Genomic DNA, 22,759 nt, shown 5'->3' with positions numbered 1-22,759 from the left:
CTGAACAGGGCTGTCAGAACGAACCGGGACGCCTCAGAAGGGCGGCCACGGAATGGGTCGGTGAGGCGGCGGCATGGGAAGCCTGCCGGATTCGGCGAGGATGATGGCGCGCAGGGTGAGCGCGTCGATCTCGTCGTCTGTGATGTGCGGGGCGAGTGCCGCGCGGAGCTGCGAGTTGTCGGACTCCAGGGCCTCGGCGAGTCCTGCGATGTCGGCGATCAGGTGGCCGGGGATCTGATCGCCCGCCCAGCCCCACAGCACTGTGCGCAGCTTGTCTTCGGCGTGTAGGCAGATGCCGTGGTCGACGCCGTAGACGTTGCCGTCGAGACCTTCGAGTACGTGTCCGCCCTTACGGTCTGCGTTGTTGAGGATGACGTCGAGCACCGCCATCCGCAGTAGGCGCGGATCGTCGGCGTGGACGAGAACGACCTGCTCTCCGAGTGGATCGAGCGCCCGCAGGATCGGCCGATAGTTGTCGGGGACCGTGCCGGGTGGGCACAGGTCCACGAGGTCGATGCGGGCCGCCGGGAGGTCGCCGGAGTCGGGATCGGGGGTGTCGATCCAGCGCTGGACCATTCCGGGGCCGAGCGGACCGTCGCGCATCACCGTCGTCGGGATCGTGTGCCAGCCGAGTGCCTCGGAGATCAGGTACGACCCGACCTCGCGCCCGGCAAGCGTGCCGTCGGGGAAGTCCCACAGCGGCACTTCTCCACGAATCGGTTTGTATACGCACCGAACGCTGCCGCCTGTTGACGGTGTTGCCTCGCAGACGAGGGTCGCGTTGCTCGCCGTCGGGATTCGGCCGACGATGACCAGTTCTCCCTCACGGAGCGAATCATCGGAGGTGATGGAGCCCGTGCCGGGCTCGGGCTCGTCGGCGGCCTCCCCCGGCTGCATCGGTGTCAATCCCGCCCCGGGCCCTCGGCGTCGGGTCCATCCCCTGAGTCGTCGCCCTCGTCGTCGGTGTCGTAGAGACCCGAGTCGTCGCCGAGTGACAGGTCGCGGAACACCTCGGGGTCGACGAATTCGATCGATTTGCTCAGCTCTGCGTCGCGTTTGAAGCCGTTCGTGCGGACACAGAGGTGGCCGGCAGGATCGAGGGACTCGGCACACAGCGGGCATGGCGGACGACCGGCGGAGATGACCCGCGATGATCGCGCGGCGAACTCGCGGGCGGCCTGCGTGGTGAGGAACACGCGGACGGCGTCGGGACCCTCGTCGGTGTCGTCGAGTACGACGCTCTCATCGAACTCACCCTCGGTGATGGCGAGCAACTCGACGACGACAGCCTCGGACTCGGCATCCCAGCCGAGGCCCATGGTGCCAACACGGAACTCGGCGTCGACCGGCATCACCAGGGGGCTGAGATCTCCGACACGGTCGGACGGCGGTGGAATCGGGGTGCCAAACCTGCGATGGATCTCGTCGAGCAGAGCGCCGATCCGATCAGCGAGGATCTGGACCTGCTGCTTTTCGAGCATCACGCTGATGATGCGCGCCTCGTGGACAGCCTGGAGGTAGAACGTCCGGTCTCCCGGTTGTCCGACGGTACCGGCGACAAACCGGTCCGGGCTGCGGAAGACATGGATCGCTCGAGACATCACACCTCCTTTTCTCGTGTGTTCATTATCCGCGCCCGGCAGGAGCCTGTGCAGAAGTTGCCGGTCGCGGGGTGTTGTCGGTGCCGGTCTCGCCACCGATGGTCGCGTCGTCCTCGGCTGTGGCGTTGTGGGAGGGGGCGTCGTGACTCTTCTTCGGCGGGGGCGACGGTATCGAGATCACGGCGGTGTTGTTGACGGTCTGCACGTACGGGCGCGTCGCGCCGTAGCGCACGATGCTGATCGACGCCGGTTCGATGACTATCCGTTGGAAGGTATCGAGGTGGGCGCCCATCGCGTCGGAGATCACCGATTTGATCACGTCCCCGTGCGAGCACGCGATCCAGACACCGGAGCCGTCCTCACCACCGAGTTCGCGGTCGAGCCTTCGGATCGCGGCAACGGCACGGGCCTGTACCTGAGAGAGTCCTTCCCCCTCTGGGAAGACGGCGGCGGACGGGTGTTGCTGCACCACCTTCCACAGGGGCTCGGCGAGAAGGTCTTTGATCGGCCGGTTGGTCCAACTGCCGTAGTCGACCTCGGCGAGATCGTCGACGACCACCTCGGGGACCCGACGACCGGTCTGCTCGGCAATCGCTGCGAGCAACGGGGCAACGGTCTCACCACAGCGTTGCAGCGGTGAGCGAGCCACCGCCGTGATCTGCTCGACGCACGGGCCGAGTCGATTCACCAGTTCCGCCGCCTGCGAGCGTCCCTTGTCGTCGAGGGCGACACCCGGCGTGCGGCCGGCGAGTACGCCCGAGGTATTGGCAACCGACCGGCCATGGCGAACCAAGATCACGGTCATCCCTCAACCATAGGCACTTGCGCCCGCCGCGGCACAGATAGCCGTCGCGGCGCGGGTCAGGTCGCGCTGATGACCCCGGCGGAGAGCAGACCGATCACGACGAGACCGAGGGCGACGCGGTAGACGCCGAACCAGTTCAGCGAATGGCCGCTGACGAAGCGCAACAGCCAGGCGATGGAGATGTAGCCGACGACGAAGGAGATCAGCGTGGCCACCGCGAGTTGTGCACCGGTGGCCTCCATACCGTCGCCGGAGGGGTGGAAGGCGTCGGGAAGACTGAACAGTCCGGATGCGAGCACCGCGGGAATCGCGAGCAGGAACGAGAAGCGGAACGCGGCCTCACGCTCGAGTCCGAGGAACAGACCGGCGCTGGCCGTCGCACCCGACCGCGACACACCGGGCACCAGGGCGAGGCATTGCGCGAGACCCATGACGAGGCCGTCGCGCAGGGTGAGCTGCTCGATCGACCGGGACTGCGTTGCGACGCGTTCGGCGAGCCAGAACACTCCCGAGAACACGATCAGGACGATCGCGGTGATCCAGAGGTTGCGTGCTGCGGTGCGGATCTCATCCTTCAGCAGGAAGCCGATGATGCCGATCGGGATGGTCGCGAAGATCACGTACCAGCCGATCCGGTAGTCGAGGTTGCGTTCGTGTTCGTTGAACAGTCCGCGGAACCAGGCGGTGATGATCCGCCCGATGTCGCGGGCGAAGAACACGAGGACCGCGGCCTCGGTGCCGAGTTGGATCACCGCAGTGAACGACGCACCGGCGTCGCCGCCGAACATCAGTTCCGAAGCGATACGCAGGTGGGCCGACGATGAGATGGGCAGAAACTCGGTGAGGCCCTGGATGATTCCCAGCACGATCGCCTGGGCCCAGGTCATGGTCTCGGTCACGGGCGACGATGCTACCGGTCGCATGCGGCGTACGAGCGGCGCACCGTATGTGATCCGGCGAACGGCGACGCCGACCTGTCGACGGGCGTGCGATGTGCGTCGCGCAAGATGGTCACATGCGCTCACCCAGGCTTGTCGACACCCCTGCCACTGCCCGCCGACGTCCGGCGTGGGTCTGCGGTGTCACAGCGATCGTGGCCGCGACGATGGTGCTGGCCGGGTGCGGATCGTCGAACGACAGCGGCGACAAGAAGGAGACCGTGGCGCCCGCGACCGCGAGTGCCGCGCCTTCCGGACCCGCCGCCACACCCGCGGGAACGGTGGTACCCACACCGCCGGGCAGCACGGTGCTCGCTCATTCGGGTAACTCGCTCGGCGTTCTCGGCCGCGACGGAACGTCGGTGCTGCGATTGTCGACCGAGGCGATCACCGCTGAGCCGACCACCATTGCGGTACCCCGCCTCACACGATTGATCGGGGTCGGCGACGGCGCATTCGTGGGGGCGGGCCCGGAAATCCTGGTGCGCATCGGCGCCGACGGAGCCGTGACGTCGGCACGAACCTCGGCCTCGGATCCCACCGCGCTGGCTCGCACGGCGTCAGGACAGATCCTCGTCGGCACGGCCAACGGTCACCTCGTCGTCTTCGACGCGGCGCTGAAGCAGACCCGCGATATCGGCGGCTTCGTCGGCGTGGATCAGATCACGGTCTCCCCCCTCGGCGCCGACCTGCCCGACGAGCAGGTCGTCGTGCTCGACAAAGCGCAGTCGTCTGTCACACCGGTCAACATCTCCACCGGCGAGTTCGGTGCGGCACTACGCGCCGGCAACGGCGCCACCGAGGCGACGGTCGACCACTACGGGCGAATCCTCGTGAGCAACACACGCGACGACGAGATCATCGGATTCTTCGGATCACCGCTGGTGATGCGGTTCCGCTATCCCGTGCCGAACGGGCCCTACGCCGTAGACTACGACGACACCCGCAATCTCCTATGGGTGTCGACGACGGCGAACAACGAGGTGGTGGCGTATGACCTTGCCGGTGGTGAACCCGTCGAGAAGCATCGCTTCGCCGCGGTCGCCCAGCCCGACGCCCTCACCGTCGACGACGCGTCCGGCACCCTCTACGTCTTGTCCGCCCGCGACGGCGGCGTGCAGGTCGTCACTCCGCCGTACAACCAAGGGGCGCCCGTGAGCAGTTCGACTGCCGCGCCGAGCGAGGCGGGACGCTGATGTCGACACCCGGTCAGCACCGGCTCCCCCAGCATCACCGCACCAGCGCACGTATCGGTGCGCGTTATCCCCGTGGGTGGGAGGTGACGTCGGAGGACTACGAGACGATGTTGATCAAGCTCCCGCCGGACATCACCAGGGTGACCGCGTCGATGCGTCTGTCCCTCGAAGCCGAGTTCGGCGGTTGGGAACTGTCGCGGGTTCGGCTGTATACCGATGGCACCCGCAAAGTGTTGCTACGACGCAAGAAGCCGCCGCGGGGCAGGGGTGGCGAGCAGTTCGGCGGAAGCGCCGAGGCATGCTGACCCGCGTCAACCGGGTCTTGTACCCGATCGCGCTGGAGGCGATGTTCCTGCTCGCGCCCGAGCGCATTCACTCGATCATCATGGCGTCGATCCGCACCACCAGCAGGCTGGGAATCGCGCGGACCCTCCTCGCGCGACTGTTCACCGTTCCCGACCCGGTGCTGCGCCAAGAGGTCTTCGGTGTCACCTTCCCGGCACCCCTGGGACTGGCAGCAGGTTTCGACAAGTCAGCGGCAGCGGCCGACGCCTGGGGGCTTCTCGGCTTCGGGTACGCCGAGGTCGGCACAGTCACCGGCCAGGCTCAGCCGGGCAATCCGCCACCGCGGCTATTCCGTTTGCCAGCCGACCGCGCGCTCATCAACCGCATGGGATTCAACAATCCCGGCGCGCCGGCGGCCGCCGACAATCTGACGGCGGCCCGCGGGCGCGGGATCCCTGTTCCGATCGGCGCGAACATCGGCAAGACCAAGGTGGTGCCGCTCGACGGCGCCGTCGAGGACTACCGCATCTCGGCTCGCCTGCTGGGCCCGCATGCCGATTTCGTTGTGGTCAACGTGAGTTCACCGAACACTCCCGGTCTCCGCGATCTCCAGGCCGTTGACTCGCTGCGGCCGATTCTCGCCGCGGTACTCGACGAGGTGTCGGTTCCCGTCCTCGTGAAGATCGCTCCCGACCTCGCCGACGCCGATGTCGACACGGTGGCCGATCTGGCCGTCGAACTCGGTCTGGCGGGCATCGTCGCCACCAATACGACGATCTCGCGCGACGGACTCACCACCCCGCCAGATGAGGTCGAGGCAATGGGTCCGGGCGGCCTTTCCGGCGCTCCGCTCGCCGATCGGTCGCTGGAGGTGTTGCGTCGCTTGTACTCTCGCGTCGGCGGCAAGCTCGCCTTGATCAGCGTCGGCGGTATCGAGACTCCTGAGCAGGCCTGGGAGCGCATCTGCGCGGGCGCCGACCTGTTGCAGAGCTACACCGGCTTCATCTACGGAGGGCCGATGCGACTACGCGAGATCCATGAGGGGATCGCAGCCCGCGTGCGCGCCGCCGGATGGAACAACATCTCCGAGGCGGTCGGCAGCGCGGCACGCGGCTGATCGTCGACTCAGACGTTCTCGGCGGGCTGCTCGTACGTCCCGATGATGCGCGCGCGCCCGATCGCATGCGAGAACAGGTTGAACCCGAGGTAGGCGGGCGTCGCGTTCTCGGGTAGTTCGAGCGACTCGACGTCGACGGCGTGCACGACGATCATGTACCGGTGCGGTCCGTGTCCGGGCGGTGGCGCAGCTCCGACGAACCGCTTGAGCGAGGCATCGTTGGCCAGCGTGACCGCCCCGGCCGGAAGACCACTGCCGTTCTCGTCGCCTGCATTCTCGGCGAGACTCGTCACAGATGCGGGAATGTCGGCGACGGCCCAGTGCCAAAAGCCTGCGGCGGTCGGGGCGTCGGGGTCGTAGACCGTGACAGCGAAACTCTTTGTCTCCGAGGGAGATCCAGACCACGAGAGCTGCGGCGAGGCGTCGGCGCCGCCCGCTCCCATGATCCCGCTGACCTGCGGAGTTGCCAGCGGTGCGCCGTCGGCCACGCTCTCCGACGTCAGCGTGAACGTCGGCAGGTTCGGCAGGTCTGCGTAGGGGTCGTACGAGGTCATCGAACACCTTTCTCTCGCGAGTACGGCCGGTGTGGCCGAGCGTGCTTGGACTCGTTCGCGAGTCTAATCCGCAGCGCGCGGAGCCCGAGATGCACTTTCACGTCCCGCCGTCGGAAGTTGTGTAGTAACTTTCAGTTGACCACTTGGTCAACTTTGGGAGCCGGGTACTCCGATCTCCCCACGACACGTCCGGGAGCAGCACATATGGGCCGTCTCGAGGCCGCGACAACCCGATCGGGCAGAGTCGCATCGTCACAGCCGTGGTCGACCGACCCCGACGCGTACTACGCGGGAATCGACGCGGCGGTGCGCGATGCGGGACTCGACGCGCCGACCCTCGCACTCGATCTCACCGCGCTCGAACACAACATCGCCGACCTGACCGCCCGGGCGGGCGGTGTGCCGATTCGGTTGGCCAGCAAGTCGCTTCGTGTGCGATCGATCATCGACGACGTCGTCGCGCGCGACGGATTTGCGGGAGTGCTCGCCTTCGACGTCGCCGAGGCGCAGTGGTTGGCCACCGAGTCGGACATCGACGATGTACTCCTCGGGTATCCGTCGGTTCGACGTGCCGCTCTCGCCGATCTACTCGCCGACGAGGTCGCACTGACGCGCGTCATGCTGCTCGTCGACGACATCGCGCAACTCGACGTCGTCGACTCCGTCGTCTCGCCAGAGCACCGTTCGGTGGTTCGCGTGGCCATCGACCTCGACGCGTCGTTGCGGCTGTTCGGGGGGCGCGTCCATCTCGGTGTCCGACGCTCCCCTGTGCACGATGCAGACGCCGCCCTGACCTTGGCCCGCGCGATCGTTGCACGTCCGGGTTTCGCGCTGGTCGGCGTGATGTCGTACGAGGCTCAGGTTGCGGGTGTCGCCGACGACGTGGACGGCAAACCACTGATGAACCGGGCGACCCGTGCCATGCAGCGCGTGTCCATGCTCGAACTGCGACGACGACGGGGCGCGATCATCTCCTCACTACGAGAGCTCGCCGACATCGAGATCGTCAACGCGGGCGGAACCGGCTCGCTCGAAGAGACCGCGCGCGACGGTTCCGTCACCGACATCGCTGCGGGCAGTGGACTTTTCGGCGGCCATCTGTTCGACGGGTACCGGCGTTTTCAGCCCGCTCCCGGGTTGATGTTCGGTCTCGACGTGACGCGCAGACCCGCGCCAAAGATCATCACGTGCGCGGGTGGCGGATGGATCGCGTCCGGCCCACCCGCGCCCGACAGGCTGCCGCGTCCGGTGTGGCCCGCAGGTTTGGCCTACATCGGCACCGAGGCCGCAGGCGAGGTGCAGACGCCGCTGACCGGCGACGCGGCGTCGAAGCTGGTGCCGGGTGATCGAGTGTGGTTCCGCCACACCAAGTCCGGCGAGGTGTGCGAGCGCGCCAGGACAGTCGCTCTGATCGGACGTGACCAGAACGGACAGGCACGAGTCGACGATCTCGTTCCGACCTACCGAGGGGAAGAAAAGTGCTACCTGTGACAACGCGGACGCGCACGCAGTGGCGCAATTGGAGTGGAAACCAGTCGGCCACAACAGCAGTCGCGACACCCGACAGCGTCGACGCCGTCGCGGAGCTCGTCGCGACAGCAGCGGCCGACGGGACACGTATCAAGCCGATCGGCTCCGGGCACAGCTTCACCGGCATCGGCGTGCCAGAGGGCATCCAGCTCGATATGTCCGCGCTCCGCGGCGTGGTGGGTGTCGACGGACATCGGGTGACGTTGCGCGCGGGCACCCGGCTGCACGAAATCCCTGCTCTGCTCGCCCCTTTCGTGCTCGGAATGCGCAATCTCGGTGACATCGACCGCCAGACGATCACCGGGGCCACGTCGACGGGTACACACGGAACCGGTCTGAACTTCGGTGGGATCTCGACGCAGATCGTCGGCGCGAAGATCGTCACCGGTACCGGCGACGTCGTCACTCTCACGTCCGACGACGACGAATTGCGCGCTGTTGCTCTGGGATTGGGTGCACTTGGGGTCATTGTCGAGTTGACCATCGAATGCGTCGACGCGTTCAGTCTCCGGGCCCACGACGAGCCTCTAGACCTCGACGATGCGGTCGGAGGTTTTCTCGACCGGGTCGAGTCCTTCGACCATCACGAGTTCTACTGGTTCCCACACACTCGTCGCGCGTTGGCCAAAACCAATACAAGGCTTCCTGCGGATGCCACGCCAAGCGGACCGGGCGCGGTCCGCAGGTATATCGACGACGACCTGATCAGCAACAAGATCTACGGCGTGGTCTGCGAACTCGGACGACGGGCGCCCACAGTTGTTCCGACGCTGAATCGGGTTGCCAGTCATGCACTTTCGGAGCGCACGTACGTCGCGCCGTCGGCTGAGGTCTTTGCGTCGATCCGCGACGTTCGCTTCCGTGAGATGGAGTACGCGGTTGAATTGCCCGCCGTGGCAGAGGTACTCAACGAGATAGAGAAACTCATCGCGCGCAAGGGATACCGCATCAGTTTCCCAGTGGAGGTGCGCGCAGCCGCCGCCGACGATCTCATGCTCTCGACAGCCTCGGGACGTACTACCGGTTACATCGCAGTCCACCGTTACCACCGTGACGATCCCGCAGACATCTCGGCGTTCTTCGCCGACGTCGAGGAGATCATGGTTGCCCACCACGGCAGGCCACACTGGGGCAAGCTACACACTCGCGACGCGGAGTACTTCCGCGCTGTGTACCCGCAATTCGACGACTTCCTCGCGGTTCGGGACAAGTACGACCCCTCGCGTGTCTTCAGCAACGACTACCTGCGGCGAGTGCTCGGCGACTGATCGCGCTGACGCGTCGCAGCTGAACCGTAGGTCGGGGGACCGCTCAGCTGTGATGCAGGAAGTGCTCGAACACCTGCGTGCCGAACAGGACCGAGTCCACCGGGACACGTTCGTCGACACCATGGAACAGCGCGGCGAAGTCGAGTTCGGGCGGCAGGCGCAGCGGCGCAAAGCCGAAGCACCTGATTCCGAGCTTGGCGAACGCCTTGGCGTCGGTGCCGCCCGACATCATGTACGGGACGGTCCGACCGTCCTCGTCGTAGGCGAGGATCGCGTCGTTCATCGCATCGACGAGGTTGCCGTCGAATGTCGTCTCGTAGGAGTCGAGGTGGGTGATCCATTCGCGTCGGACGTTGGGGCCGATCAACTCGTCGATCTCGGCCTCAAATGCCTTCTGGCGTCCGGGAAGAACGCGGCAGTCGACGACGGCCTCAGCCTTCTGCGGGATGACGTTGGCCTTGTAACCGGCCTTGAGCATGGTCGGGTTGGCGGTGTCGCGCAGCGTGGCACCGAGGATCCGGGCGAGGCTGCCCAGCTTGAACAAGGCGGTCTCGAGGTCAGGAGTGTCGGGACCGAGATCCCAACCGGTCTCCTCGGACACCGCCTGCAGGAACTCGGCCACCGAATCGCTGATCACGAGGGGGAATTCGTGATTTCCGATACGCGCGACCGCGGAGGCGATTTCCGTGACAGCGTTGTCGGAGTGCAGGAACGACCCGTGGCCCGCGGTCGCTTCGGCGGTCAGCCGCATCCACGACAGCCCCTTCTCGGCCGTCTCCACCAAGTAGAGACGACGCTGCGTGCCGTCCGGACGGTCGACGGTCAGTGAGTATCCACCAACCTCACCGACTGCCTCGGTGATGCCTTCGAACAGATCCGGCCGATGCTCCACCAGCCAGTGAGAACCCCACGTCCCCCCGGCCTCTTCGTCGGCAAGGAAAGCGAAGACAAGTTCACGCGGCGGCACGGTTCCGTCACGCTTGAACTGGCGGGCAAGTGCCAGTGCCATTCCCGCCATGTCCTTCATGTCGACGGCGCCGCGGCCCCAGATGTAGCCGTCGGACACCGAGCCCGAAAACGGGTGGACACTCCAATCGGCCGGTTCCGCGGGCACGACGTCGAGATGCGCGTGCACCAGGAGCGCACCACGGTCAGAATCAGGCGGACCGGCGAGCCGCGCGAACACGTTGCCGCGTCCCGGTCGTCCCGACTCGACGTACTGAGTGGTGTAGCCCACCTCTTCGAGCATCCCCGCCACCCACTTGGCGCAGTCCTCCTCGCCCTTGGTGGTCTCGGGCTCGCCTGTGTTGGAGGTGTCGAAGCGGATCAGTTTGCTCACGATATCGACCACTTCGTCGACGGCTTTGATGGTCCCGGCGGTGGTCTCAGGCTCCGAAGTCACCCCTCACTCCTACGGGATTTGGGATACGGGGGCAACCTCGGTTAGTGTTATCCGGCCCGGTGCGGAACGGAGAAATCCGCGAGACACCGAAGCATCGAGTCCGAGTGGCGGAATGGCAGACGCGCTAGCTTGAGGTGCTAGTGCCCTATTAACGGGCGTGGGGGTTCAAGTCCCCCCTCGGACACCGCGAGAATCCCGGAGAGCATTGCACTCCGGGATTTTTTCGTTGGGCGGCTGGGCGGCCCGATCGGAAACCTGTGGATCGTGTCGGGCCAATAGCGAGTTCTGATCCTCAAGTCATCCCCCGGCCGGACGGCGACAGCATCTTCACGGTCGGTCCAGTGCGCCACGGCTAGCAGCCTCCCCTATCAGCGCCGTCGTGCACTCCTGTGTGGCGCAGGCGCAACGGCCGCCGGAATCCGCGCAGGCGTTCCCACAGCCCCGTCGCCGGGGCCGCACTTAGAGGGCGCCAGCCCCGTGTGGGCCAGTCGGCTCATGAGTGGTGCGCGGGTGGCGGGCACGGTGCGGCGCAGCGTCTTGGGCCCGGGTGTCATCATCGAGCGGGGTGCCGAAGTTCTCGATTCGATCGTGTTCTCCGACGCCATTGTTCGCGCCAACTCTCGGGTCGGCATCGGCGAGAGACTCGCGCCCGCTTCCCGCCGCACCGCCGGTCATTACTCAACCGGCGGGCGTCGACACCGCCGACGTCAGTAGCCGGAGTCCGGTGACCGGTTCGCGCTCGCGTTCACCCGGTCCCGCACCGTGAGGTAGTACTCCCGTTGCGCCGGGTAGTAGTCATCGAAGTCGAGGTCGGCCGGGTCCGTTCCGGTCACTACCGCCGAGAGACGATCGAGGTAGTACTCCCACCCCGGGCCGGTGCTTTCGATGATCTCCGGGTCGTGGACGATCTGACTGAGCCTCAGCGTCGTGATGCCACTGTTCTCGTCCAGCTCAAGGATCAGATCCCACGTACCGGCATCGTCGGTCGTGTGCACCTGAAGGACATGTGGCGGCTCGCAGCGTCGAATGTCGTAGCGCACCGGGGTCATGTTCTCCTCCCCCTCGGCGTTCATCGTGAAGGCGACGTAACCCTCGTCGGGGTCGCCGTCGAAGAAACCGATCCAGCGGGCGAGCCGATCGGACTCGGTCACGGCGGCCCACACGTCGTCGACGGCGGCGCGGTAGATACGGGTGAATTCGACCACGTCGCCGTCTCGGCGGACGCGGTGCCGGCCGCTGGGTATGGGTGCATTCGTCATCCTGGCTCCTGTATCTGGTGGGATGTGACGTCGGGTTCGGCAGCGTGTCGGCTGGACCTGTCTGGGCTTGCGGCCCTGCGTCTTTCGCGTCGGGTTCGGACACCTCGGTGTTCAGGGCGTCGAGTGCCGACTCCGCGATCGGCACGCGGGAAGCGTCCGCGGCGTCCCCGGATCCGAGGTCGGACAACAACTTCCGCACCTCGAGCAGTGGTGTCGGGTCGAGTCGGTAGTGACGTTCCCGGCCCGTCGTGGCGGCCTCGACCAGGCCGGCCTCGGCGAGCACCCGTAAGTGTCGACTCACCGCGGGCCGCGAGATCAGGTGACGGGCGGCGAGCAACCGTTGGATGTCGACGACTCGTTGCGGGCCGTCGACCAGGATCCGCAGGATCCCGCGACGCACCGGGTCGGCGATTGCGACGAAGACGGACACTCATAAATGGTAACTGAGTAGTTACCAATTATCAGGGTGTCTTTGTGGAAGGGGCAGCGAGCGGCGACTGCCATGTTTTGGCAACTATCGCCACGGAGAATCTTGCCGCCGTCGCGTTCTCGGCGATCACGAGCATCCTTGACACCTCGAGTGTTCAACGCCGCAATGCTGGACCGAAAATGCGTGGTCGGGACTCGGCGAAACGCGTGTCCACAAGGTCGAAAAATTGTTCGAGAACGCTGTCGGTATTGTCGGGTAATATAGAACACATATTCGACACGACGTGGGGCGGGGGTGGCGGCACGTGAACAGCAACAGCAAGCGCAGCAACAGCGGAACCAGTGGCGCACCTTCGGCTTTAGTGTCGGCGGCCGTGGGGTCGGCCGATGCCGTGGTCGCCGAGAAACTGTCACGCCTGGCAGCGGTGTTGGATGAGTTGGCGACGGTCGATGTGTCGTTGGTGTCCGATGACGTGCTCGTGGAAGCCACCGTCGAAGCGGAACGGCTAGCACTGCGGACGTCCGGTGCGGTCACCGATCGGTTGATTGTGGAAGCGTCCGACCGGGATCTGCCCCACGGTTTGGGTTTCCGCGATATCCGCAACTTCATGGGACAACGCCTGCACATCGGTGATCCGGCAGCACGATACCGCGTGATCGCAGCGACCGGCTCCTTCACCACGATCTGCGGCGACCGCCTCCCACCCTCCTGTCCGACGTTGGCCGGCTACGTCGTGGAAGGGCGCGTCGCCGGCGCACACGTCCGCGCGGTGTTGGAGGTGTTGGAGGCCATCCCCGCCGACATTTCGGCGGAGACCAAAGCTGCCGCCGAAGCGCAGATAGCCGGCTACGCAGTCCAGTTCACGCCCGCCGAAATCACCAACCTCGGTTCACGGCTACTCGCCCATCTCGATCCGGACGGAACGCTAACCAACCCGAAAGACCGCAAACGTCGACGCCGGTTGTGGGTGAACCGGCAAAACGCACAACTCATGTCGCGGTTGACCGCCGATTTGGATCCGATCGCCCGCGCCCGGCTGGACACCGTGTTGGATGCGTGGGCCAAACCCGGCATGAACAACCCCGACGATCCCGACTCGCCGGTCGGGCCGATCACCACCGCCAATGCCGAACAGGTCGCGGCGGCAGCGCTGCGGGATCAACGCTCACCCGCCCAACGCAACCACGACGCCTTCTCCGCCCTCCTCGGGCAAGTACTCGAATCAGGGATGTTGGGTCACACGCATCGGGGGTTGCCGATCCAAGTGATCGTCACCACCAGCCTGCACGAGTTGGAAGCCCAGGCAGGGATCGCACAAACCACGTCCGGAACACTGCTCCCGATCCAGGATGTGATCGAGATGGCCGCCACCAGTGGGGCGAGTCAGTATGTGGCGGTGTTCGGTGACCACACCAGTGTGCCGTTGTATTTGGGTCGGTCGAAACGGATCGCGTCGTTGGGGCAACGGTTCGCGTCGTTCGCCTCATGTAGGTTCCGCGGATCGGTGTCACTTCGCGGATCTCCGACCTGCAGGTTCTCGCCGTCGTGTCAGTGCCTTATTCCCACGAACTTGTCAGAATCCTCAGCCCGGTCGCTATCCCGTAAGGAGATCGATGCCCAGTCATTGGCCCGTTTGCCCCTAATGGATCGATCAGCGGGGTGCACCGAGCGGACCAGATCCCGCGGGTTGTGGTCGTGTCCGCGGTGCATCCTCAGACGCTGCGGGGTGTCTACCGGACACGGACTGGCAGCCGATATCCGTGGCGGGCGCTGTGATCGACTCGCACCCACAGCCTGGAGTTTGGGGACACACCGGGCGGGTACGCGAAGGCGGTGACGGCGAACGAGCATCTGCAGGCGGGGCACTCCGGTGCCGCGGGTGAGCAGGTTTCGGTGCTGCTGATCGCGGATCCGGGCGAACCAGCGGCTCTTGCCGAACGCATCGCCGACTACCTGCCGGAACGCCTGCAAAGCCCTGACCGGCCCGAGCGCCGGTGGACGACCTGTGTGCGCCGCAAACCGTACCTGCCGGACGAGCAAGCCGATTTCACCGATGTCATCGACACGGTCGATCCGTCCTCCGAACAGGAAGACATCGTCGTGTATCTCACCGATCTGCCGCGCCGGGAGGACACCCTGCCGGTGGTGGCCGACGTCAGCGTCGACCACAGATTCGCACCCATCTCGGTCGCCGGTGTGGGCGGCGTCCGGATCGAGCGCCGCATCCGCACCGTCACCGAACTCGCGCTCGCCCGCGTTCTCGGTGAACCCGAACTCATGCCTCCCGGCGCGGCGCGACGGTACCCGTGTGTGCAGATCAAGGACGGCATCCGATACTTGGCGCCCTCGGGACTGCGGCGACTGCGACTGCTGTCGGGGATGGTGCGGGCCAACCGGCCGTGGCGACTGGTCACCGGACTGTCGAAGGTGCTCGTCGGCGCCTTCGCCACGGGTGCGATCGCACTGGCCACCAACACGATCTGGTTGTTCGCCGACACGATGGGTCCATGGCGGATGAGTGCGGCGACGGTCCTGTCGATCGTGGCGATGATTCTCTGGCTGCTCGTCGAACACGAACTGTGGGAACGACCGAAGTCGCCGGAGGAGCGCGATCGTTCGGTGCTGTACAACACCGCCACCGTCGTCACCCTGGTCATCGGCGTGATCGTCCTCCACGTGGCTTTGTTCGGCCTGCTGCTGTTCACCGCGTGTCTGACTCTTCCCCCGGAACTGCTGTCCCGCATTCTCGGGCACGGGGTGAATTTTTCCGACTACCTCACCCTCGCCTGGCTACTGGCGTCCATCGCGACCATCGGTGGGGCGCTCGGGTCGGGTCTCGAGGACGACGCCGCCGTCAGAGAGGCGGCGTACGGGGTCCGGCAGCGGCAACGCATCGAGCAGACGCGACAACCGTCGAACGAGGCGGGATGATCATTGCCGGCGCAGCGCGCGCGACCCAGCCGTCCCCGGATGCGCGGGTGCCAGATCGGGTGCTCGACCGGTCGGCAGCCCGGTCCAGGTTTCGTTTGACTCCCTACACCCCGCGGGACTGTCACTCACTCAGCCCTGTTGCCGGGTTCGCTGGTGGGCGGTGAGCAGAAGGTGGTCGAACCGGGTCCGTAGGTCCGCAGCGGGTTCGCACTCGACGAATCCGGTGACGAGTTGTTCGGCGATCGTGCGAAGTCGGGTGTTGGTCTGCTGGGAACACCAGGTGAGAACGTCGAAGGCGCGGTCGGCGGGTATCCCGTAGACCAGCATCAGTGCGCCCGTGGCCTGTTCGATTACCGCCCGTGACTCGGCGAGTTCGGCGACCGCCGCGTCGACCGACTCCTTGACATCGCTGCGGTAGGACTGGGTGATGTCATGTAGAAGCCGGTGGTCCCGATCACGGCGTCTGTGTCGTCGTGCAAGAGGTCGCCGACGACCACGACGAGGTGAACTTTGCCGGCGGTGTCTGATGATGCGGTGTTTGCTGCTGAACGGTTCGGCGTCACTGATCATCCGTTCGAGGACGCGGGCGACGCGCCGGTGATCCTCGGGATGCTTGTGGGACAGCAGCAGTTCGGTGGTCGGCGTGACGTCCCCGGGCCGGTAGCCGTGCATCTGGGCGACGGCGTCGGACCATTCCCACCGCTGACCGTCGAGGAAGAATCGGAAGCTGCCGACTCGCTGCGGCTCCCCACCGAACACCTGCTCTGAATCCGCCCCAATTTCTCTCGCACCAGGCACGGCGTCTCACTCCCGCTCGCTTCTCAGGCGTGCGCTCTAGCTGGACTTCCCGCTACGGCCAAGGCCGAGATGGACCCGCACACGTCCTGCACGTTTGCGATTTGGGTGACGGTGTAGTCGCCGACGTCGCAGTGGGGTGGGAAATCGATCTCTGTCGCCCCCGGCAGCCGCCCGGGGTCAGAGCAGTAGGTGGAAGATGTCGAAGGCGACGCTCCATTCGGCGGTCCCGGGGTTCTTGCGGTCCGGCTCGACCGTGACGAAGGTTTGCGCCAGCGCCACGCTCAGGCCTCCGGCGATCAGCGGCAGTCGTTGCTCGGTCTCCTCGGAGAGAGCCACGTCCAAGGGTGGCCGGGCCGTGAGCTGATCGAGCAGCGGTTGAAGTTCGATCTCCTCGTCGAGTTTTTCGAACCGGTGGATGCTTTCCTGCAGCCCCTTGGTGATCGGCAGGTCCCACGGTTCGATCACGTCGCGCAAGTTTGCTTTCGCGGAGGCTTTCCCGATCAGGATCAGGTCGTAGATCTTGTCGTCGATGAAATCGGTATAGCGCTTGAGGTCGTTCCGGTCGACCTGTAGTCCGGCCGCTGCCCGGAAGAACCGCTGGAATTTCACGGTGCCCATCACTGGCATGTCGTCAGCTCCTTTCGAAGTATTCATGGATTTGGCGTACGGCCATCGCTCCTTCACCGACGGCGGATGCGACTCGTTTCACCGAACCGCGGCGGATGTCGCCCGCCGCGAACAGGCCGGGCAGGCTGGTTTCGAGCGTCCTGGACAGCCCGGCGCTGATCGGCCGGTTGCCGTCCGCTCGTGCGTGGACCGCGTCCATGCCGGTGAGGACGAAGCCGTGGTCGTCGAGTGCGATCGCTTCGGCCAGCCACCCTGTGTGCGGTACTGCCCCGATGAAGACGAACAGGGCGCGCACCCGAATCGTGTCCTGCTCGCCGCTGCGATTGTCCTCGACTGCAATTGCTTCGAGGTATTTCTCGCCGTGGACCGCACGAATCTCGGTGTTCCGGTGCACAGTGACCCGCGGATGCCGCTCGATCTGGTCGACCAGGTATCGGGACATGCTCTTTCCGAGGTCACCGCCGCGGATGAGCAGGTGAACGTGGGAGACATGGTCGGCGAGGAAGACGGTGGCCTGTCCGGCGGAGTTTCCGCCGCCGACGATGGCCACCGGGTCGGTGCCGCATATCCGTGCTTCCTGATGCGTCGCGGCGTAGTACACGCTTCTCCCCTCCAGTGCCTCGATCCCCGGAACGGCCAACTTGCGATATCGCGCCCCGGTGGCGAGCACGACCGCCCGGGCGCGGATCTCGCCGCCGTCCGCCAGTCGGAGCACATGGTTCCCGGCCTCGGATCCCAAACCGGTCACCTCCGCCGACACGAGAAGGCGGGTACCGAACTTCCCGGCCTGAATCACGGCCCGCTCCGCCAATTCGGCACCGGAGATCCCTGCCGGAAAGCCCAGGTAGTTCTCGATCCGGGAGGAGGTTCTAGCCTGCCCACCTGCAGCGATCGACTCCAGTGTCACCGTGTTCAACCCGTCGGATGAGCCGTACACGGACGCGGCCAGACCCGCCGGTCCGGCACCTACGACGACGAGGTCGCATACGTCGTGCGCTGCGTCCGGGACCGGAAGCCCGACGATGCGGGCGAGTTCGGCGTTCGTCGGATTGCGCAGCACCTTCTCGCCGTGCCAGATCACGACGGGAGTGTCCTCTGGGGCGACACCCAGGCTTTGCAGCAGTTGCTCCGCCCGTTCGTCTTGCTCCAGATCGATCCATTTGTGGGGCAGCCGGTTGCGCATCGCGAACTCGCGAAGCCGCAACGTGTCCGGGGAATAGCAGGAGCCGATGATTCGGAACCCCGAACCGAGCCCGATCAGTAGGTGCCGGCGCACCAGGTAGGCCCGCAGGATCAGATCGCTGAGCACGAGGTCGTGGGCGACGAGCTCGCGCACCCGCTCGGCTGGGACGACGAGCACCTCGCCGTCCTCGATCGCCTCGGCGGTGAAGAACGCCACCTGGCTATCCAGCAGTCCGAGCTCGCCCAGGAATCGGCCCGGACCGTGCAGGCGCAATATCCGACGCTCACCGTCCTCGGCGCCCTCGTCGATGATCGCGACCTTGCCGGAAAGGACGACGAAGAAGTCGCTGCTGCGGGTGCCCGCTCGAATCAGCACCTCGCCGGCGTGAACCGATCGACGTGTGCCTCCGGTCTCGAGCGTCGCTACCTGGGCGTCCGTCAACCGCGGGAATGCCCCGACTGTATCCGGAGTCTCGTCGTCGACGAGCTGACCGTCGCCGAGGCGTGGGGCGTCCTCAGACGAAGTTCTGGTCGACATAACACCAGCGCCAATCTTCACCGGGTTCCATCGACTGGACGATCGGATGGCCGATGGTGTGAGCGTGTGCGCTCGCGTGCTTGCCCGGCGAGGAGTCGCAGCATCCGACGTGTCCGCACGTCAGGCACAGCCTCAGATGTACCCACGGGGTGCCGAGGCGAAGACATTCCTCGCAGCCCTGTTGGGTGCGGGGCGCCACGGCCCGGATCGCGATCACGTGCGGGTCGGCATGGACCGAGGTCATGAGTTCGCCTCCTTGCCTGCTTTTTCCGAGAGCGCCTGATCGAGCCATGTGCGCAGCTGGGGGACCGGAGCTGCGCCCGCCTGACGAGCGAGTACCTCACCTCGGTCCATCACCAGCAGCGTCGGAACGGCGCGGACGGTGAAACGCTCGGCCGTCTGGGGTGCAGCATCCACGTCAACCTTGACGAGCTTGATCTGGCCGGCGTGTTCTGTGGCGAGCTGCTCGAGCGCAGGGCTGACCATTCGGCACGGAGCGCACCACGTCGCCCAGAGATCGACGAGTACAGGCACCGAAGATTTCTCGGCGACCTCCGCGAAGTCGCCATCCCCTGCCGCGGCGATCCAGGGCAGCGGCTCGTGGCAATTTCCGCAGCGGGGTCTCCCGTTCCCGGCCGCCGGTACCCTGTTGACCTTGCCGCAGTGTGGGCACTTCACCTTGTCGGATCAGATCCCATGACGACACCCCTTCTCAGGCCGCGATGGCGGGTTCCGTATATGCGACGGACAGTTCGCCGTCATCGACCGTGACATCGATGGTGCCGCCCGGTTCGATTTCGCCGCGCAACAGCGCACGACCGATCTTAGTCTCGACCTCATGGGCGATATACCTGCGCAGGGGTCGTGCACCGTAGACCGGGTCGAAACCGTGTTCGGCGATGAGCCGGCGTGCTTCCGGCGTGATATTCAAGTGTATCTGTCTCTCCGACAACCTGTTCCGAAGATCGGCGAGCTGCAGCTCGACGATATGTTCGATCTGGGGCAGCGTGAGCGGGGTGAACAACACGATGTCGTCGACCCGGTTGAGGAACTCGGGACGGAAGTGCCCGCGCAGTTCCGCCATCACCCGCGCCCGGGCGTCCGGCTTGATCTCGCCGTCCGCTGTGACTCCCTCGAGGAGATGCTGGGATCCGATGTTCGAGGTCATGATGATCACCGTGTTCCGGAAATCGACCTGCCTGCCTTGAGAATCGGTGATCCGGCCGTCATCGAGCACCTGCAGCAGGGTATTGAAGACGTCGGCATGGGCCTTCTCGATCTCGTCGAAGAGCACCACGGAGTACGGCTTGCGACGCACCGCCTCAGTGAGCTGACCCCCCTCGTCATACCCGACGTACCCGGGGGGCGCACCGATGAGCCGACTCACCGTGTGCCGCTCCTGGTACTCGCTCATATCCAGGCGCACCATGTTGTCTTCGCTGTCGAAGAGGGCACTGGCCAGCGTCTTTGCGAGCTCGGTCTTCCCCACACCTGTCGGTCCCAGGAAGATGAACGAACCGATCGGCCGGCGCGGATCACGGATGCCGGACCTCGCCCGGATCACCGCGTCTGCGACCAGTTGCACCGCCTCGTCCTGACCGACGACCCTCTCGTGCAGGATCTCGTCGAGCTTCAACAGCTTCTCCCGCTCACCTTCCTGCAGTCGAGCGACCGGGATACCCGTCCATGCGGCCACGATCTCGGCGATCTCGTCTTCGGTGACCACCTCGCGCAGCAACGGATTCCGGCCCTGCCTGGTAGCCAATTGCTCCTCCGCCGCCTCGAGCCTGCGCTCCAGCGCGGTGATCTCGCCGTACCGCAACTCGGCGGCCCGATTGAGGTCGTAATTGCGTTCGGCCTCCTCGGCCTCGTGTCGCAATCGTTCCAGCTCTCCCCGCAGCTCCTGCACCCGCCGGATCGCTTGGCGCTCCGCCTCCCACTGAGCGTGCCGGGCGTCTGCCTCGGCCCGCAGATCGGCCAGCTCCTTACGCAACTCCTCGAGGCGCGTCTTGCTGGCCGCGTCCGTTTCCTTGGACAGCGCGGCCTCTTCGATCTCCAGCCGGGTCACCTTCCGGGTGAGCTCGTCGAGTTCGGCGGGCATCGAATCGATTTCGGTTCGTAGCCGGGCGCACGCCTCATCGACCAGGTCGATCGCCTTGTCCGGAAGGAAACGGTCGGTGATGTACCGGTGCGAGAGGGTCACGGCGGCCACCAATGCGCCGTCCTGGATCTTCACGCCGTGAAACACCTCGAGGCGTTCTCGAAGTCCGCGCAGAATCGAGATTGCATCCTCGGCACTGGGCTCGTCGACGAGCACGGTCTGGAATCGACGCTCCAATGCTGCATCGGATTCGATGTGCTTGCGATACTCGTCGAGAGTGGTGGCACCGATCATGTGCAGTTCGCCGCGGGCGAGCATCGGTTTGAGCATGTTGCCGGCGTCGAGAGATCCCTCGCCGCCGACCGATCCTGCGCCGACGACGGTGTGTAACTCGTCGACGAACAACAGGATGCGCCCCTCGGCCGCTTTCACCTCGGACAGCACCGCCTGTAGCCGTTCCTCGAACTCGCCGCGGTACTTCGCACCGGCCACCAGGGAACCCATGTCGAGCGAGAAGATCGTCTTGTCGCGCAGGCCCTCGGGCACGTCGCCGCGGACGATCCGCTGGGCGAGTCCCTCGACGATCGCGGTCTTGCCGACGCCGGGGTCGCCGATCAGCACCGGATTGTTCTTCGTCTTCCGGCTCAGGATCTGCGTTACCCTGCGGATCTCGGCATCTCGCCCGATGACCGGATCGAGTTTGCCTGCCCGCCCCTCGGAGACGAGGTCGCGTCCGTACTTCTCCAGCGCCTCGTACGCCCCCTCCGGGGTGGCCGAGGTGACGCGCTGATTGCCGCGCACTGTGGTCAAGGCGGCGAGGAAGGTCTCTCGTGTGACCCCATGGCTGGTGAGAACCCGCCCGGCCGCACTGGTCGATCCCTCCTCGGAGAGGGCCATCACGAGATGCTCCACCGACACGTAGGAATCCTTGAGTCGCTTCGCCTCCCGTTCCGCGGCGTCGAGCAGCTTGGCCAGGCGCTGGGTGATCATCACCTGACCGGGCGTCGCACCGGGGCCGCTGACCTTCGGCCTACGCGACAGTTCACGTTCCAGATCGGATCGCAGGGCATCGACGTTCGCGCCGGCCTGCTCGAGCAGTCGCGGTACCAACCCTTCCTGCTGATCGACCAACGCGAGCAGCAGGTGCTCTCCGTCGACCTCGGTGTGACCCATTCTGGTCGCGACGTTCTGGGCTTCCTGCAGGGCTTCTCGTGACTTTTCAGTCAGACTGCCGGTGTCCATGGGGGTGTCCTCCTTCTGCGGGAAGCTGCTTCGAGTTTCTCGATTCGATCCAGCAGATCGAGCACGAGCCCGATTGCCGAGTAGTTCAGGCCCAGGCCGGTCCGCAGCCGTTGGATGCGGGCAGCGTGGACCACTTCGGATGGGTCGAACGACATCTCTCCGCCGGCGTAGCGGTGGGCGTCGATCAGGCCGAGAGCCACAAGCTTTCGTGCCAGATCCGGGTGCAGGCCAGTACGTTCGGCGAAGACATCCAGCGACAAACCGGCACGGCGAACCAATACGTACTGGGTGCCCGGGGTCGGGGTGCTCATGGCTGTTTCCTCGGATCGAAGTTCGATTCGGCGGCCAACTGCTCGAACAGCTCGCGTTCACGTGCTGTCGGTTTCGGCGGCACCATCACCTTGATTTCGGCGTAGAGGTTGCCGTTGGCGCCCCGCGGATTGGGCATTCCCTCTCCGCGCAGGCGAAGCTTCCGTCCCGTCGACGAGCCCGGCACCACTTTGACTTTCGCCTCGCCACCCGGGGTGGGAACGACGACGGTCGACCCGAGAACCGCCTCCCATGGCGATACGGGCAGATCGACGTAGATGTCCCGACCCTGCACGCGGAACCGTGAATGCGGCTTGATCCGCACCACGAGGTACAGATCCCCAGGCGGCGCGTCACCGTTGCCCCGGCCGCCTTGCCCGGCCAACCGGATTCGCTGGCCGTCCAGGACACCGACCGGAATGTCGACGTCATACTGCCGTCCGTCCAGACGGAGAGTGCGTTTGCCGCCCCGATACGCCTCTTCCAGGGTCAGTTCCAGTTCCGCTTCCTGATCGGCGCCGGGAATCGGCCCGTACCCGCCACCGCCGCCGAACATCTGCCCGAAGAGGTCCTCGAAGTCGACGCCGCCCTCGCCACCGACACCGCGACCGAAGTGCACCCTTCTGCCCTGTCTCTTATACACATC

21 protein-coding genes, 1 tRNA gene and 2 pseudogenes are annotated in these 22,759 nt (G+C 65.7%); 8 read left to right on the top strand and 16 right to left on the bottom strand.

Annotation, left to right across the window (positions count from 1 at the left end):
- Positions 1 to 33: 33 nt before the first annotated feature.
- Genes A5785_RS16025 through A5785_RS16010 form a run of 4 tightly spaced genes read right to left on the bottom strand, consistent with a single transcriptional unit; the run spans position 34 to position 3,305 of the window.
- Positions 34 to 897, bottom strand: coding sequence for an SCO1664 family protein (locus A5785_RS16025; RefSeq protein ID WP_064867509.1), 864 nt, complete (start codon positions 895 to 897; stop codon positions 34 to 36).
- A 5-nt stretch (positions 898 to 902) separates the two neighbouring features.
- Positions 903 to 1,601 (bottom strand): DUF3090 domain-containing protein, encoded by a 699-nt coding sequence (locus A5785_RS16020; protein ID WP_064867507.1) that lies wholly within the window; start codon positions 1,599 to 1,601, stop codon positions 903 to 905.
- Between the two features lie 25 nt (positions 1,602 to 1,626).
- A complete protein-coding gene (locus tag A5785_RS16015; protein ID WP_064867505.1) occupies positions 1,627 to 2,406 on the bottom strand; it encodes an MSMEG_4193 family putative phosphomutase in 780 nt (259 codons plus the stop codon).
- A gap of 56 nt (positions 2,407 to 2,462) precedes the next feature.
- Positions 2,463 to 3,305: an undecaprenyl-diphosphate phosphatase gene (locus A5785_RS16010; protein WP_064867503.1), complete on the bottom strand. Its 843-nt coding sequence runs from the start codon at positions 3,303 to 3,305 to the stop codon at positions 2,463 to 2,465.
- 116 nt (positions 3,306 to 3,421) lie between these two features.
- Between A5785_RS16010 and A5785_RS16005 the strand changes: the two genes are divergently transcribed.
- Genes A5785_RS16005 through A5785_RS15995 form a run of 3 tightly spaced genes read left to right on the top strand, consistent with a single transcriptional unit; the run spans position 3,422 to position 5,942 of the window.
- A complete protein-coding gene (locus A5785_RS16005; RefSeq protein ID WP_064867501.1) occupies positions 3,422 to 4,540 on the top strand; it encodes a YncE family protein in 1,119 nt (372 codons plus the stop codon).
- Positions 4,540 to 4,845 carry a DUF5703 family protein gene (locus tag A5785_RS16000; RefSeq protein WP_005202907.1) on the top strand — a complete coding sequence of 102 codons (306 nt, stop codon included), beginning with the start codon at positions 4,540 to 4,542 and terminating at the stop codon, positions 4,843 to 4,845. The genes A5785_RS16005 and A5785_RS16000 overlap by 1 nt, the downstream gene beginning before the upstream one ends.
- A complete protein-coding gene (locus A5785_RS15995; RefSeq protein ID WP_064867499.1) occupies positions 4,839 to 5,942 on the top strand; it encodes a quinone-dependent dihydroorotate dehydrogenase in 1,104 nt (367 codons plus the stop codon). Before A5785_RS16000 ends, A5785_RS15995 begins: the two co-directional genes overlap by 7 nt.
- An 8-nt stretch (positions 5,943 to 5,950) precedes the next feature.
- Here the strand turns inward: A5785_RS15995 and A5785_RS15990 are convergent, their stop codons facing one another.
- Positions 5,951 to 6,496: a YbhB/YbcL family Raf kinase inhibitor-like protein gene (locus A5785_RS15990; protein WP_064867497.1), complete on the bottom strand. Its 546-nt coding sequence runs from the start codon at positions 6,494 to 6,496 to the stop codon at positions 5,951 to 5,953.
- Positions 6,497 to 6,700: 204 nt separating this feature from the next.
- Here A5785_RS15990 and A5785_RS15985 point away from each other — a divergent pair, with 204 nt between their 5' ends.
- Complete coding sequence (locus A5785_RS15985) at positions 6,701 to 7,987, top strand: alanine racemase (RefSeq protein ID WP_064867495.1); 1,287 nt, start codon at positions 6,701 to 6,703, stop codon at positions 7,985 to 7,987.
- Positions 7,984 to 9,294, top strand: coding sequence for a D-arabinono-1,4-lactone oxidase (locus tag A5785_RS15980; protein ID WP_064867493.1), 1,311 nt, complete (start codon positions 7,984 to 7,986; stop codon positions 9,292 to 9,294). Before A5785_RS15985 ends, A5785_RS15980 begins: the two co-directional genes overlap by 4 nt.
- A 43-nt stretch (positions 9,295 to 9,337) precedes the next feature.
- On the opposite strand, the gene A5785_RS15975 is transcribed toward A5785_RS15980, so the two are convergent.
- Complete coding sequence (locus A5785_RS15975) at positions 9,338 to 10,696, bottom strand: M20/M25/M40 family metallo-hydrolase (protein WP_064867491.1); 1,359 nt, start codon at positions 10,694 to 10,696, stop codon at positions 9,338 to 9,340.
- A 98-nt stretch (positions 10,697 to 10,794) separates the two neighbouring features.
- Between A5785_RS15975 and A5785_RS15970 the strand changes: the two genes are divergently transcribed.
- Positions 10,795 to 10,880 (top strand) — tRNA-Leu (locus A5785_RS15970).
- Between the two features lie 523 nt (positions 10,881 to 11,403).
- Here A5785_RS15970 and A5785_RS15960 read toward each other — a convergent pair.
- Positions 11,404 to 11,955, bottom strand: coding sequence for an SRPBCC family protein (locus A5785_RS15960; protein WP_064867487.1), 552 nt, complete (start codon positions 11,953 to 11,955; stop codon positions 11,404 to 11,406).
- Positions 11,956 to 12,214: 259 nt separating this feature from the next.
- Positions 12,215 to 12,355, bottom strand: a pseudogene (locus tag A5785_RS23975) (ArsR/SmtB family transcription factor); the annotation flags it as partial.
- A 334-nt stretch (positions 12,356 to 12,689) separates the two neighbouring features.
- On the opposite strand from A5785_RS23975, the gene A5785_RS15950 reads away from it, so the two are divergent.
- Both A5785_RS15950 and A5785_RS15945 read left to right on the top strand, forming a co-directional pair.
- Positions 12,690 to 14,222: a DUF222 domain-containing protein gene (locus tag A5785_RS15950; protein WP_231895478.1), complete on the top strand. Its 1,533-nt coding sequence runs from the start codon at positions 12,690 to 12,692 to the stop codon at positions 14,220 to 14,222.
- Positions 14,219 to 15,316: a hypothetical protein gene (locus tag A5785_RS15945; protein ID WP_005203470.1), complete on the top strand. Its 1,098-nt coding sequence runs from the start codon at positions 14,219 to 14,221 to the stop codon at positions 15,314 to 15,316. Before A5785_RS15950 ends, A5785_RS15945 begins: the two co-directional genes overlap by 4 nt.
- Before the next feature lie 129 nt (positions 15,317 to 15,445).
- Here A5785_RS15945 and A5785_RS15940 read toward each other — a convergent pair.
- The 8 genes and pseudogenes from A5785_RS15940 to A5785_RS15905 form a co-directional block, all read right to left on the bottom strand.
- Positions 15,446 to 16,096, bottom strand: a pseudogene (locus A5785_RS15940) (PAS and ANTAR domain-containing protein).
- 195 nt (positions 16,097 to 16,291) lie between these two features.
- The gene (locus A5785_RS15935) at positions 16,292 to 16,732 is read right to left on the bottom strand and encodes a DUF1931 family protein (RefSeq protein WP_197500833.1); all 441 of its coding nucleotides are present in this window, start codon (positions 16,730 to 16,732) and stop codon (positions 16,292 to 16,294) included.
- 13 nt (positions 16,733 to 16,745) lie between these two features.
- The gene (locus A5785_RS15930) at positions 16,746 to 18,461 is read right to left on the bottom strand and encodes an FAD-dependent oxidoreductase (RefSeq protein ID WP_064867481.1); all 1,716 of its coding nucleotides are present in this window, start codon (positions 18,459 to 18,461) and stop codon (positions 16,746 to 16,748) included.
- A complete protein-coding gene (locus A5785_RS15925) occupies positions 18,439 to 18,705 on the bottom strand; it encodes a UBP-type zinc finger domain-containing protein (RefSeq protein WP_064867479.1) in 267 nt (88 codons plus the stop codon). Before A5785_RS15925 ends, A5785_RS15930 begins: the two co-directional genes overlap by 23 nt.
- The gene (gene trxA / locus A5785_RS15920; protein ID WP_064867477.1) at positions 18,702 to 19,139 is read right to left on the bottom strand and encodes a thioredoxin; all 438 of its coding nucleotides are present in this window, start codon (positions 19,137 to 19,139) and stop codon (positions 18,702 to 18,704) included. Before trxA ends, A5785_RS15925 begins: the two co-directional genes overlap by 4 nt.
- 34 nt (positions 19,140 to 19,173) lie before the next feature.
- Positions 19,174 to 21,804, bottom strand: coding sequence for an ATP-dependent chaperone ClpB (gene clpB, locus A5785_RS15915; RefSeq protein ID WP_064867475.1), 2,631 nt, complete (start codon positions 21,802 to 21,804; stop codon positions 19,174 to 19,176).
- On the bottom strand, positions 21,786 to 22,115 hold the full coding sequence (locus tag A5785_RS15910; RefSeq protein ID WP_064867473.1) for a chaperone modulator CbpM: 330 nt from the start codon (positions 22,113 to 22,115) through the stop codon (positions 21,786 to 21,788). Before A5785_RS15910 ends, clpB begins: the two co-directional genes overlap by 19 nt.
- On the bottom strand, positions 22,112 to 22,759 hold a 648-nt coding region (locus A5785_RS15905; RefSeq protein ID WP_064867471.1), incomplete at its 5' end, for a DnaJ C-terminal domain-containing protein. The genes A5785_RS15910 and A5785_RS15905, both read right to left, overlap by 4 nt.

It is taken from the genome of Gordonia sp. 852002-50395_SCH5434458 (genome assembly GCF_001665905.1).
Lineage (GTDB): Bacteria > Actinomycetota > Actinomycetes > Mycobacteriales > Mycobacteriaceae > Gordonia > Gordonia jacobaea.
Note: the sequence above shows the minus strand (reverse complement) of the source record. Positions and strands in the feature narration are given on the sequence as shown.